The organism is Georgenia muralis, from assembly GCF_003814705.1.
Lineage (GTDB): Bacteria > Actinomycetota > Actinomycetes > Actinomycetales > Actinomycetaceae > Georgenia > Georgenia muralis.
In genome coordinates this window covers 1,282,196-1,295,147 of sequence record NZ_RKRA01000001.1, presented here as the reverse complement: position 1 = coordinate 1,295,147, position 12,952 = coordinate 1,282,196, and the positions used below count along the sequence as shown (strand labels likewise).

Here is a 12,952-nt window from a genome sequence, read left to right as displayed (position 1 = left end):
TCGAGGTCGAGGGACTTGATGCCTCGCCCGCGCCCGCCGCTGGGCCCTTGCGGAAGGTTGCGGCGATGGCTGAGGTCGTCGCCTCCACGATGCGTGAGCTACCGGCCGGCACTGCCGTCGAGTGGGGTCACACCGAACGTGAGCAGGTCATTGCCGCTCTCGACGCGGTGGTGAAAGACCTCACGGTCTACAGCGGCAAGGTCCTCCTGGCCCATCGGCAGGACGGCCGGTGGGCCAACGGTCAGGACCGTGACTTCACGGACTGGCGGGCGCGGACCAGTGGAGCCGGGCGCGGCCGGGCCAGGGGTGAGCTCGAGGTCGCCGAGGTTCTCGAGGAGATCCCCGAGCTCGCGGAGGCCGTGAACGAGGGCAGTGCTGGCCTCGAGCACGCGCGCGCTCTCGGCCGGTTGCGTGCCGGCGCCTCGCCTGCGGTGAAGGACGCACTCGTCAACGGTGCCGCAGGGGAGCTGCTCGCCCGGACGAGGGGGCTCTCGGCCCCCGAGCTGGCGCGCGAGGCCAAGAAGGTGGCTGCGGAGATCGACGCCCGTGCTGCTCAGGAGGCGTTCGACGCCGTGTGGCGCCGCCGCGCCGTCCACACGAGGCGCTCAGGCGGTGCTCGGGTGGGGGAGTGGGTCCTCGACGAGGTGTCGGGCGCCATCGTGGAGACGGCGCTCGACGCGGTGTGCGGTGTCCCGGCCAAGACTGACCTGCGGACCAGGGACCAGCGCCGCGCCGATGCGCTCGTCACCATGGCGTCGCGCGTTCTCCAGGTGGGTGCGGACCTCACCGGTGCCCAGGTGCGCCCGCACATCGCTGTGGTGGTCGACGCGAAGACATGGTCCGCCGTGCAGCAGCACCTTGCCGACGCCGAAGCCGCTGATGCGGCGGCGATCGCACCCACCGTCGGTACCTCCACGGCCGGTACGCGGCCCGACGGCGCGCCGGGTGGGAACGAGGCGACGCCGAGCTCCGATGTCGCGCTCCCGGAACCGGCAGCTCTGCCCGACGTCGCGCCCGCAGAGCTCGAGGATGGCACGCTGGTGCCGCTCGGCGAGCTCGCGCGGCTGCTGTGCGACTGCGAGATGACACGGGTCGTCATGGGTGCCGGGTCGGTCCCGATGGACGTGGGGCAGACGGTTCGGACCTACACCAAGGAGGTCCGCCGGGCCGTGGTCACGCGGGACCGGACCTGTCAGTGGCCGGGATGCTCGATCAAGGCAGCCTGGTGCGAGGTCCACCACATCCGGTGGTACTCCCGTGGAGGTCCGACGTCGGTCGACAACGGCATCACCATGTGCACGTTCCACCATCACCGCGTCCACGACTCCCACATCCGCATCGAGGTGCTGTCCGACGGTTTCGCCTTCCACCACCGCGACGGTCGCGTGATCGGCTCGACCCACCGGAGGCCGGTCTCCCGGCGCACGAGGTCGAGCCATGGTGAGCCGGTCCTCGATGGATTCGAAGCCGGCGCGATCTCGACACCCACACCGCCCCCGGGCGCCGCAGCGCTCCTTGCGTCGTGGCCGCCGCGGCTCCAGGACGACGCGGCCGCCCACCCGGCGCCCGGTCCGCCCCTGCCGTCGCCGGATCCTCCGCCCGGGGGGCCGCCCGGGGGGACGCCCGGCGCCCTGCCCGGACGCGAGCCCGCCGACCGGCGCGGAACCGCCGTGACCGCAGCTCTGCGTCGCTCCGGTGGGCGGGACGCCCGCGCCGGCGGGAAGGCGTCGTCACCGACGTCGGCGCGGCCGTCGCCGGGTCACCCCCGTCGCAGGGACGGAACCCGCCGAGGCGACCCCCGGACCCGCGACGACGGCGCACGAGCAGGTGGAAGGCGCGCGTCCCGCGCCGGCCAGCCGACCCTCCCGGCGTCGTGGGACGACCACGTCGCTGGGCATGACCCCGACCCGCCGTTCTGAGCCAAAGATCCTTCGCACCACAACATCTAGGGCTTACACTTGCGTAAGTACCCCACATGTTGTGGTGACAACCAGTCAGATCGGGTGGACAATGGGGACCAAGGTCCCGGTCTGCACCCTGCGGAACCCTCTAGAGGAGCAACTCATGTCCGTGACCCCGGAAGCGAGCAGGAAGTCCGGCTCGGCGCGACGGCGGCAGGGCCTTCCTGTCCCGCGCGTCTTCTCCACGGCGGGTGTCCACCCGTACGACGAGGTGACCTGGGAGCGGCGCGACGTCGTCCAGACCAACTGGAAGTCCGGCGAGACGATCTTCGAGCAACGGGGCGTGGAGTTCCCGTCCACCTGGTCGATGAACGCCTCGACGATCGTCACCACCAAGTACTTCCGTGGGGCGGTCGGGACCGAGGCCCGCGAGTCGAGCCTTCGTCAGCTCATCGACCGGGTCGTGCGCACGTACACCGCGGCGGGGACCGAGCACGGCTACTTCGCCACCGCGGAGGACGCGACCACCTTCGCCGACGAGCTCACCTGGCTCCTCCTCCACCAGTACTTCGCCTTCAACTCACCCGTGTGGTTCAACGTCGGTACGTCGTCGCCGCAGCAGGTCAGTGCCTGCTTCATCCTCTCCGTCGACGACACGATGGAGTCGATCCTCAACTGGTACCGGGAGGAGGGGCTGATCTTCAAGGGCGGCTCCGGCGCCGGCCTCAACCTCTCCCGCATCCGCTCCTCCAAGGAGCTGCTGTCCTCGGGCGGTGCGGCGTCCGGGCCGATCTCCTTCATGCGCGGCGCCGACGCCTCCGCAGGCACCATCAAGTCCGGCGGCGCCACGCGCCGCGCCGCGAAGATGGTGGTCCTCGACGTCGACCACCCCGACATCGAGGAGTTCGTCGAGACCAAGGCGCGCGAGGAGGACAAGATCCGCGCCCTCCGCGAGGCCGGGTTCGACATGGACCTCGGCGGTCGGGACATCGTCTCGGTCCAGTACCAGAACGCCAACAACTCCGTGCGCGTCACCGACGAGTTCATGAACGCCGTCGAGGAGGGCAGGTCCTTCGGCCTCAGGGCCCGGCAGGACGGCAGGGTCGTCGAGGAGGTCGACGCCAAGACCCTGTTCCGCAAGATCGCCAAGGCGGCGTGGGAGTGCGCCGACCCCGGCCTCCAGTACGACGACACGATCAACGCCTGGCACACGTCCCCCGAGTCGGGGCGGATCACGGCCTCGAACCCGTGCTCGGAGTACATGCACCTGGACAACTCCTCGTGCAACCTCTCCTCGGTCAACCTGCTCAAGTTCCTCCGGGACGACGACACCTTCGACGTCGCGCGGTTCACCGCTGCGGTCGAGCTGATCATCACCGCGATGGACATCTCCATCTCCTTCGCCGACTTCCCCACCGAGGCCATCGGGGAGACCACCCGGGCCTACCGGCAGCTCGGCATCGGTTACGCCAACCTCGGTGCGCTGCTCATGGCCACCGGGCACGGCTACGACTCCGACGGCGGCCGCTCCCTGGCCGCCGCCATCACGTCGCTCATGACCGGTGCGGCCTACCGGCGGTCCGCCGAGCTGGCCGCGGCCCTCGGCCCGTACGAGGGGTACGCCCGCAACGCGGTCGGCCACCAGCGGGTCATGCGCAAGCACGCCGTCGCGAACGACGACCTGCGCACCGTCGACGAGGTGGACGCCGCCATCCATGCCGCGGCCACCGAGGAGTGGCGGGCCGGCCTGAGGATCGGTGAGAAGTCCGGCTGGCGCAACGCGCAGGCGTCGCTGCTGGCGCCCACCGGCACCATCGGCTTCATGATGGACTGCGACACCACCGGCATCGAGCCCGACTTCTCGCTGGTCAAGTTCAAGAAGCTCGTCGGTGGCGGCTCGATGCAGATCGTCAACCAGACGGTCCCGCGGGCGCTGCGCCGGCTCGGGTACGCCGAGGACGCCGTCGAGGCGGTCGTCGAGCACATCGCCGAGCACGGGAACGTTGTGGACGCCCCCGGGCTCAGCCGCGAGCACTACGAGGTCTTCGACACCGCGATGGGACGGCGTGCCATCGCCCCGATGGGGCACGTCAAGATGATGGCCGCGGTCCAGCCGTTCCTGTCCGGCGCGATCTCCAAGACCGTGAACCTCCCCGAGACCGCCACGGTCGACGACATCGAGAAGGTCTACTTCGACGGGTGGAAGCTCGGTCTCAAGGCGCTGGCCGTGTACCGCGACAACTGCAAGGTGGGCCAGCCGCTCTCCGACGGGCGCACGGAGAAGAAGGTCGCGCCGGCACCTGCACCGGTGCCCGACGCGCCCCAGAAGGCCGTCCGGAAGCGCCTGCCCAAGCAGCGTCCGTCGATCACGACGTCGTTCACCGTGGGTGGGGCCGAGGGGTACATGACCGCCGGGTCCTACCCCGACGACGGACTCGGCGAGGTGTTCCTCAAGCTCGGCAAGCAGGGCTCGACGCTCTCGGGCGTCATGGACGCCTTCTCCATCGCGGTCTCCGTCGGCCTCCAGCACGGCGTTCCCCTCGAGACCTACGTCCGGAAGTTCACCAACCTGCGCTTCGAGCCGGCGGGGCTGACCGACGACCCCGACATCCGGATGGCGCAGTCGATCATGGACTACATCTTCCGGCGCCTGGCGCTGGACCACCTGTCGTTCGAGGCCCGTTCCTCGATGGGGATCTACACGACGGCGGAGCGGACCAGGAACCTGGAGACCGGCTCGTACGAGGCTCCTGAGGACGTCGACCTCGAGGCTCCGGAGACCGAGTCGCCGGCGCCCGCGGCAGCCGCTCCGTATCCGTCCCGCCGGACGGATACGGTGCACTCCTCGGCCGAGCTGCTCGAGCTGCAGCAGGGGCAGGCGGCCGACGCCCCGCTCTGCTTCTCGTGCGGGACGAAGATGCGCCCCTCGGGCACCTGCTACGTGTGCGAGAGCTGCGGCTCCACCTCCGGCTGCAGCTGATCGGATCGCCCGGTGAGCCCGGCACCCCTGACGGGGTGCCGGGCTCCGTCGTCGAGTCGTCACGCCGCCGCAACCACGGTGAAACACAGGTCGGGCACCGTTGAAGCATGAGCGCGAGTGCTGTCTCCGACCTTGCCTGCGAGGTCTGCGGCCGTCTGCCCGAGCCGCGAAAGGCCCGGCTCACCGTGGCGAACCTGGCCGCGATGCTGCCGATCGAGCTCGCGGTCCACGCCCTCGTCGTGGGCAGCGACCTCTCCTACGTGCTCAAGGTGGCGGTGCTGACGTTCACCGCGACGGTCCTGGTGATCTGGGTGGCCGAGCCGTCGGTCATGCGCATCTTCCGGCGCTGGCTGCACAGCCCCGCCCTCCGTGAGCGCTCGCGCCTGACCGACGCGGGCTCGTTGTGGCGGATCCGCACCGTCGTCGCCGACACCCCGGGTGCCCTCGGTGCCATCACGCACCAGCTCGCGCTCCTCGACGCGAACATCCTCGGCGTGCACGTCCATCCCGCCGACCGCGAGGCGGTCGACGAGTTCGTCGTCGCCGCCCCGGACGGTGTCCAGGCGCGCGACATCCTCGAGGCGGTCACCGACGGTGGCGGCGGGGACCCGCGGGTGTGGCCCACCACCGCCCTCGCGCTGGTCGACGGTCAGACCAAGGCGCTCGGTCAGGCCCTTCGTGTCGCGGGGGACCCGAGCGAGCTGCCGGGCGCCGTGGCCGACCTCCTCGGTGCCGAGCTGGCGGCGGGCAGCCCTGGTGAGCCCACCTCTCACCTCTCCGGAGACGCGACCCGCCTCAAGGTCCACTCCCGCTGGTACGGCGCGCTCGTCTTCACCCGGCCCGGGGAGCCGTTCACGCCGGCCGAGTCGGCCCGCGCCCACCGGCTCGCGGAGCTGGCTGAGCTCGTCGAGCACGGAACGGCCGTCGCGGCCCCGGAGATCCCTGGCGCGCGGGCCGCTCTGCCCGGTGCCGCCAAGGACGGCTCCGGCTCCGGTTCAGGTTCGGGCTCCGGTTCGGGTACGGGTTCGGGTACGGGTTCGGGTACGGGTTCGGGCTCCGGCTCGGCGGCCATGCACGGTCCCGGTCCGGTGGGCCGGTGCGGCGGGCCGTCGGGTCGAGCGGTGGCCGAGGTCGTCGAGTCGCAGCGGGCGGACAGGCCCGCGGGGACCTAGGGCACTGTCGCGGCCCGCGTCGGTGGCATTCCCTTGAGGCGGAGGTGTTGGCATGGAGCGGAACCACGCAAGGCTGCTCCGGGTGGTCCTCGTCGTCGTGGCCGCCGCACTGCTTCTGGGAGCGTGCGCGGCCGGCCTCAACGACGTCGCCGAGCCGAGCGCTGAGGCCGGCTTCTGGCAGGGGCTGTGGCACGGCCTCATCAGCCCGGTGACGATCATCGTCTCGCTCTTCAACGAGGACGTCGGCATCTACGAGGTCGTGAACAACGGCGGCTGGTACGACGTCGGCTTCATGGCCGGCGTGTCGACCATCTTCGGGACGCTCGGTCGCGGCGGCGGCGCCGCGGTACCCGCACGGTCGCGCCGGCGCTGAGGATCGCGTCAGCAGGCACCGGCCCCCGGCGCGCCCGCGGCCGCTGAGCTGAGTCCCGCGTCAGCAGGCACCGGAACCCACGCGCCCGCCGGTGCTGAGCCTCGCGCATCCGTCCGCCCTTGTCCCCGAGATCGACAGGGCTGCGCCCGGACGTCCCGCAGACGCTGAGCCCGCGCGTCCGCACCGGCCTCGGGGAGAGCCCGGCCCGCCGCGGTGACTAGTCGTGGACGTGCGCCTCGTTCGCGCGGTGCGCGACAGGTTCGAGCTGGAAGGTCGAGTGCGCGACGCTCACCGGGAAGTGCTCGGCGACGCACGCCTGGAGACTGCCCAGCAGGGCCGGCAGGTCGCCGTCGACGAAGCACTCGTCCTCGACGACGACGTGCGCCGACAGGACCGGCAGCCCCGAGGAGATCTGCGACGCGTGGAGGTCGTGGACGTCCTTGACGTGCGGCACGCCGAGGATGTGCTCCCGCACCTGGTCGAGGTCGAGACCGCTGGGGGTCGACTCCAGCAGCACGTCGGTGGCCTCGCGGAGCAGCATGACGGTCCGCGGCACGATCAGGGCGCTGATGAGGACGGCGGCGACGGCGTCGGCGCGGGTCCAGCCGGTGGTGGCGATGACGAGCGCGGCGACGATGACGGCCACCGAGCCGAGAGCGTCGTTGACCACCTCGAGGAACGCAGCCCGGATGTTGAGGTTGCCGTGGCGCCCGCCGGCCAGGACCGCCATGGCCACGAGGTTGGCCGCGAGCCCGACGACGCCGAAGACCAGCAGGCTCGTGGAGGGGATCTCGGGCGGCTCCATGAACCGGCGGACCGCCTCGATGACCGCGTACACCCCGACCGCGAGGAGGAGGGCCGCCTGGGCCGCGGCCGCGAGGACCTCGGCGCGGTGGAGTCCCCACGTCCGCCGTGTGGTGGGTGGGCGGAGGGTGAGCGTGGCTGCGGTGAGCGCCATGAGGAGCCCGACCGAGTCGGTGAGCATGTGGGCGGCGTCCACGAGGAGCGCGAGGCTCCCGGTGATGATGGCGCCGACGACCTCCGCCACCAGCACCGCCGTCGTCGTGACGAACGCGATGGCCAGCCGCCGCCGGCTCGCGCCGGCGTGCGAGTGCCCGTGGCTGTGGGATGCCATGGGTACATCCTCCCCTCGGCGGCGGATCGGAGCACTGCGGTCCCACCGGCGGGCGAACGGTGGCACCGGGCGGGCGCGCGGTCCCACCGCCGGGCGGGCGAGCGGCGGCACCGGGCGGGCGCGCGGTCCCACTGGCCGGCCACGGCGACGCCGGCCACCCGCCGGACGAGTCGTCCCGCGAGCGTGGCACCTCATTCCGTGCCGCGGACCCGGGCCCTGCCCAGTGTCACGGCGGCGCCCGCGCGGAGGGAGCCGGGGATCTCGGCGATCGCGTCGACGTGCCCGACCAGCGCGGCGAGCGTCTCGTCGTCGGCGTCCCCCTCGACCTCCACGTCGTAGACGATGCCGGTCGAGACAGCCGGGTCCCCGGCGAAGCCGCCGTCCGCGGTGACCACCACCCGCCTCAGGGTGATCCCGCGGGCGGCCGCCTCCCGGAAGAGGTCGTTGGAGACGCACCCGGCGACCGCGAGATGGAGGAGCTGCCCGCCGCTGAGGCCGCGGCCCCCGCCGCCCTGGTCCCGAGGGCGGTCCACGACAAGCGTGTACGGACCCGCCGACCCCAGCGCCGTGACCTGCCCGTCGACGTTCCGGACCTCGACCTCGTAGCCCATGTCGCTCCTCCGCTCGGGTGCGCGGGCGTGGCACGAGCGGTCTGCACCGGCGGGACGGTGGGGAGTGACGGGTGCCGGTCCGCGCACGCGGTTGGCGGCACGGTACCTGCTCCACGGGCCCCGACGTGCGGAATGCGCGCGGAGCGGTTCACTGGGACCGTGACCAGGACGCTTGTCGCATCACTGCTGGGTGTGGCGCTGCTGGGCGGATGCTCCGCGACCATCCCCACCGACCCTGAGGGCACCCTCGACCGGGTGACGGGCGGGACCCTCCGTGTCGGCGTCTCACCCAACCCGCCCTGGACCGACCTGCCGGAGGGCACCGGCGCCGAGCCCGAGGGCATCGAGCCGGACCTCGTGCGGGACTTCGCGGAGACGATCGACGCCGACGTCGAGTGGACGGCCGGCGGCGAGGAGGACCTCATGGGCCGGCTCGAGGATCGTGAGCTCGACCTCGTCGTCGGCGGGCTCACCGCCAGGTCGCCGTGGTCCTCACACGTCGCACTGACCTACCGCTACCTCGAGACCGTGGCTGCCGACGGCCAGAAGGAGCTGCGGGTGATGGCCGCGCCGATGGGGGAGAACGCGTTCCTCGTCGAGCTCGAGCGCTTCCTGCTCACCACGGAGGTCCGGCCATGACCGCGCGGTTCGGCCACACCGAGCTCCCCGACGAGCAGGAGCGGGCGCTGCGCCGCGCCGTCCGGCTGGCGTGGCTGACCATCGCCTTCCTCGTCACCGCCGTGACCGGGGTGTACCTCGTCATGGGCAGCTCGCAGGCGATGAAGGCGGCGTGGATGGAGGACATGCTCTCCTTCATCCCGCCGATCTCGTTCCTCGTCGCCGTCCGCGTCACGCGCCGTCGGCCCAGTGCCCGCCACCCGTACGGCTACCACCGGGCCGTCGCCGTCGGTCACCTCGTGGCGGCGACCGCGCTCGTCGCGATGGGTGCGTTCATGGTGTGGGACTCGGGCTCGGGACTGGTCAAGGCCGAGCACCCGCCGGTCGGGCTCATGGAGGTCGCCGGCCAGCCGGTGTGGTCCGGCTGGCTCATGATCGGCGTCATGGCCTACACGGCCGTGCCACCGGTGCTCCTCGGCCGGGCGAAGATGCCGCTCGCCGAGAAGCTCCACGACCGGGTCCTCTATGCCGACGCCGACATGAACAAGGCCGACTGGATGACCGCCGTCGGCGGCATCGCCGGGGTCGTCGGCATCGGCCTGGGTCTGTGGTGGGCGGACGCCGTCGCCGCCCTGTTCATCTCCGGGAGCATCCTTCGCGACGGCGTGCGCAACATGCGCGTCGCCGTCAGCGCCATCATGGACGCCCGGGCGGAGACCTACGACGGCGAGGGCCCGCACCCCCTCGTACGGCGGATCGACGCGGCGCTCGGCGCGCTGCCGTGGGTGGACAAGGCGCGCTCGCGGGTGCGCGACGAGGGTCACGTCTTCCACGTCGAGGCGTTCGTCGTCCCGGTGGACGGCGCGCCGGACCTGACCGAGCTGTCGCGGGCGCGAGAGCTGCTGTGCGACCTCGACTGGAAGGTTCAGGACGCCGTGGTCGTCCCCGTCGAGGAGCTTCCCGAGGAGTTCCTGCCCGGCCTGCGCGAGGAGACGGCGGGCCACGACGCGTCCTGAGCGAAGGTTCCGTGCCAGGTGGGGGCCCAGGTGCCGAGGTCGCCCGCCCGGCTCGGGTGCCGGGGGCTGGGGCGGGCCCGTGAACCGGCGCCGACCGGTGCGTGAACTCCCTGTTGATCCTCGTGACACCGGCGCGAGGTTTCCCCTACGCTCCTGTCCAGTTGCAGTGGATCGAAGTCTTGCGCGTCCCCGGTCCCGGCCGGGTTGCTTTTCCTTCGTGGAGCCAGACAGAGAACACCGTGACAAGCGGTCTCGAAAGGCGGGGCCGTTTGACAAGCTCTACAAGGAGTAGCCATGGCCACCGGAACCGTCAAGTGGTTCAACGCTGAGAAGGGGTACGGCTTCATCGCCCCCGACGACAACACCGCGGACGTCTTCGTCCACTACTCGGCGATCTCGACCTCGGGGTACCGCTCCCTCGAGGAGAACCAGAAGGTCGAGTTCGACGTCACGCAGGGCAACAAGGGCCCGCAGGCGGAGAACGTCCGTCCGCTCTGACGCTCGCTGAGCGTCCAGCAACCGGAACCCCGGCACCGAACGGTGCCGGGGTTCTCTCGTCGGGACCGTTCGCTCGGGCGGTGCGCCGGCGTCCACCGTCCTCCGCGGTCGGCCCGTTGCGCCCGTGCTCCTCACGACGACTCGTGCGCTCGCCGGCTGGATCGCCCGTGTCAGCGGTGTGGGACATCCTGGGGGCATGAGGGCCGGGTCGGACGTCAGCGCGTTCCTCGTTCACGGGAGGTGGGACAGCAGGCACGCTCTTTCGCGCCGCCGCGAGGGCGGGGTCGGTCACGGAGCGCTGGCCGGCCTCGGGGCGGTGAGCCCGTGAGCGGCTGTCGGCCGGGCGAGCCGGAGCGCCGCGGCGGAAGGGCGAGGGTGCTCGGGGTGGACCGCTGGAAGGCGCGTGGGTCGGTGTGGTCCTGGAGGACAGACCGGGCGGTCCACGCGACCTCGCCGGCACGGTGGGTACGCCCGGCACCGCGGGTGCCGGCACGGTCGCGGCGACCGGACCCGGCGACCTCGGCACCGCCGTCACCGGGGTCGTCGGACCGACCATCACCGACGTGGTGCTGGCCGCGCAGCGCGAGGGGCAGATCGACGTCGTCGCTGTCGACATCCCCATCGGGGTGCCGGAACACGGACCGCGGCAGGCCGACGTGCTCGCTCGCCGGGTCGTGGGCCCGCGACGCAGCTCCGTCTTCCCGACGCCCGTGCGGGCCGCCCTCGAGGCCGCGGACTACGCGGCTGCGGTCCTGGCCAGCCGTGACCTCACCGGGGTGGGGCTGAGCCGCCAGGCGCACGCCCTCGGGCCCGCGCTGCTCGAGGTGGAGGAGTGGGTGCGCATGACGGCGGTCGCCGTCGTGGAGGTCCACCCCGAGGTGAGCTTCGCCGTCCTCGCCGGGTCGCCGCTGCCGTGGCCGAAGAAGAGCTGGGCCGGCGCCAGGGCGCGCCTGGACCTGCTCACGGGGGCGGGCGTGCACCTGCCGGCCGACCTGGGGCCCGCCGCGGTCGTCCCCGTCGACGACGTCCTGGACGCCGCCGTCGCCGCCTGGTCGGCCCGCCGGTACCACCGGGGCGCGGCCGTCTCCTTCCCCGGCCCGCCCGAGGTCCTCGACGGGATCGCCGCCGCCATCTGGGCGTGAGAGGCGCAGCGGGCCGGAGCGGCCCAGGGCGAGGTGGCTCAGGCGGAGGCGCTGAGGCCGGAGCGGCTCAGGCGGAGGCGCTCGGTGTGCCCGTCTCGTCGCGCAGGCGCGGTTCGGTGGTGAGGTCGGGCCGATAACCGAGCTTGCCGGCGTAGAACTCGCGGACCTTGTTCATGTCGGCGGCCACGTCGCCCGTCAGCCGCAGCGTGGGTCCCAGGCCGGTCGTCCTCCGCTCGGAGTCGACGTAACCCAGCGTGACGGGCAGACCCGCCTCCATCGCGATGCGGTAGAAGCCGGACTTCCAGTACTCCGAGCGTCCGCGGGTCCCCTCGGGCGTCACCACGAGGTAGAACCGCTCGCCCGACCGGATGCGGCCGACGATGTCGGAGACCAGGCCGTGCGGGCTGCGTCGGTCCACGGGGATGCCGCCCAGGGCGCGCATGAGCGGGCCGAACGGACGGCGGAACAGCTGGTGCTTGCCGAGCCAGCGTGTCTCGAGATCGAGCTCCCACGTGATGCCGAGCATGAGGATGAAGTCCCAGTTGGACGTGTGGGTTGCCCCGATGAGCAGGCCGGCGCCGTCGGGCGGCAGCGGCTGGGAGACGTGCCGATACCCGGTCATGGTCCACACGAGACGGGCGAAGGCGTGGCGGAGGGTCCTCACGTGCCCGACCCTATCGAGGTGGCGACGGTGCCGCCGCCGGCCGCGCCGGTCCGCGGCGGTGTGCCGTCACGCGCGCACGCGCGACGGCAGGAGGCGCAGACACCGGTCGGTGGGCGGGTGGGGCCCAGGGCTTGGCCTGTCTGGTGCGGGTGGATGCGGGTCGCCCGTAGTCTCGTGAGGGGCGTGGCCTGCGACGGCGTGAGGAGCGAGCATGAGTGACACCGGTTACGGCGACTTCGAGTTCGAGCGGAAGTTCTTCGTCCGCGACCTCCCGGTGGACGTCCTGCGCGGCGACGTCCCGGACCTCATCGTCCAGAGCTACTTCCTCGCCGCGGAGGGGTACGCCCTGCGCATCAGGTTGCAGGGTCCGGCGCGGGTGCCCCTCGAGCGCGGCGCCGTCGACGATCTCACCGTGCTTGCCCAGAACGCCGACCGGTTCACGTTCTGCGCGCTCACCGCCAAGGGCCCCGCCGCCGGCGGTACGCGCTACGAGGCCGAGCGGGACCTCGACGTCGCGGTCGGGCGCGAGATGGTGCGCCTGGGTGGCTCGAAGGTCGTGAAGTACCGGCACTCGGTGTGGCTCGGCGGCGACGGCTGGGTGATCGACGAGTTCCTCGGCGCCAACGGCCCGCTCATCGTGGCCGAGTGTGAGCGCGGCGGTCCGGTCACCGACCTCGTCATCCCGGACTTCTGCGAGTCCGAGCTCACGGACGACCCTCGGTTCGCCAACGAGTCACTCTCCCGCCGGCCCTACTCGGGCTGGGCCGAGCAGTACGAGGAGGAGCTGCGGACCCGGGGGCCCCGCTGGCTCACGGACTTCGGGACGAACGAGCGCGCCTGAG

The 12,952-nt window shown here is 72.2% G+C and carries 12 protein-coding genes; 9 read left to right on the top strand and 3 right to left on the bottom strand.

Annotated elements, in window-relative coordinates; translation table 11 throughout:
* The first annotated feature begins 65 nt into the window (after positions 1-65).
* From EDD32_RS05715 to EDD32_RS05700, 4 genes are all read left to right on the top strand, one after another.
* On the top strand, positions 66-1,919 hold the full coding sequence (locus EDD32_RS05715) for an HNH endonuclease signature motif containing protein (protein WP_170175229.1): 1,854 nt from the start codon (positions 66-68) through the stop codon (positions 1,917-1,919).
* A 145-nt stretch (positions 1,920-2,064) separates the two neighbouring features.
* Positions 2,065-4,881, top strand: a complete 2,817-nt coding sequence (locus EDD32_RS05710; protein ID WP_211338743.1) for a vitamin B12-dependent ribonucleotide reductase — start codon at positions 2,065-2,067, stop codon at positions 4,879-4,881.
* A 107-nt stretch (positions 4,882-4,988) separates the two neighbouring features.
* Entirely contained in the window at positions 4,989-6,053 is a 1,065-nt protein-coding gene (locus EDD32_RS05705) for an ACT domain-containing protein (protein WP_342771395.1), read from the top strand.
* Between the two features lie 52 nt (positions 6,054-6,105).
* Complete coding sequence (locus tag EDD32_RS05700; protein ID WP_123915664.1) at positions 6,106-6,426, top strand: hypothetical protein; 321 nt, start codon at positions 6,106-6,108, stop codon at positions 6,424-6,426.
* Positions 6,427-6,643: 217 nt separating this feature from the next.
* Here EDD32_RS05700 and EDD32_RS05695 read toward each other — a convergent pair whose 3' ends face one another.
* Positions 6,644-7,561 carry a cation diffusion facilitator family transporter gene (locus EDD32_RS05695; RefSeq protein WP_123915661.1) on the bottom strand — a complete coding sequence of 306 codons (918 nt, stop codon included), beginning with the start codon at positions 7,559-7,561 and terminating at the stop codon, positions 6,644-6,646.
* Positions 7,562-7,752: 191 nt separating this feature from the next.
* Entirely contained in the window at positions 7,753-8,172 is a 420-nt protein-coding gene (locus tag EDD32_RS05690; protein ID WP_123915658.1) for an OsmC family protein, read from the bottom strand.
* A gap of 159 nt (positions 8,173-8,331) precedes the next feature.
* On the opposite strand from EDD32_RS05690, the gene EDD32_RS05685 reads away from it, so the two are divergent.
* From EDD32_RS05685 to EDD32_RS05670, 4 genes are all read left to right on the top strand, one after another.
* Complete coding sequence (locus EDD32_RS05685) at positions 8,332-8,811, top strand: transporter substrate-binding domain-containing protein (RefSeq protein WP_342771394.1); 480 nt, start codon at positions 8,332-8,334, stop codon at positions 8,809-8,811.
* Positions 8,808-9,806, top strand: coding sequence for a cation diffusion facilitator family transporter (locus EDD32_RS05680; RefSeq protein ID WP_123915652.1), 999 nt, complete (start codon positions 8,808-8,810; stop codon positions 9,804-9,806). The genes EDD32_RS05685 and EDD32_RS05680 overlap by 4 nt, the downstream gene beginning before the upstream one ends.
* Before the next feature lie 294 nt (positions 9,807-10,100).
* Positions 10,101-10,304: a cold-shock protein gene (locus EDD32_RS05675; RefSeq protein ID WP_123915649.1), complete on the top strand. Its 204-nt coding sequence runs from the start codon at positions 10,101-10,103 to the stop codon at positions 10,302-10,304.
* Positions 10,305-10,717: 413 nt separating this feature from the next.
* Positions 10,718-11,446, top strand: coding sequence for a DUF429 domain-containing protein (locus EDD32_RS05670; RefSeq protein ID WP_170175228.1), 729 nt, complete (start codon positions 10,718-10,720; stop codon positions 11,444-11,446).
* A 67-nt stretch (positions 11,447-11,513) separates the two neighbouring features.
* Here EDD32_RS05670 and EDD32_RS05665 read toward each other — a convergent pair whose 3' ends face one another.
* Complete coding sequence (locus EDD32_RS05665) at positions 11,514-12,068, bottom strand: 1-acyl-sn-glycerol-3-phosphate acyltransferase (protein ID WP_123920219.1); 555 nt, start codon at positions 12,066-12,068, stop codon at positions 11,514-11,516.
* A 253-nt stretch (positions 12,069-12,321) separates the two neighbouring features.
* On the opposite strand from EDD32_RS05665, the gene EDD32_RS05660 reads away from it, so the two are divergent.
* On the top strand, positions 12,322-12,951 hold the full coding sequence (locus EDD32_RS05660) for a CYTH domain-containing protein (protein WP_123915643.1): 630 nt from the start codon (positions 12,322-12,324) through the stop codon (positions 12,949-12,951).
* Position 12,952 lies beyond the last annotated feature (1 nt).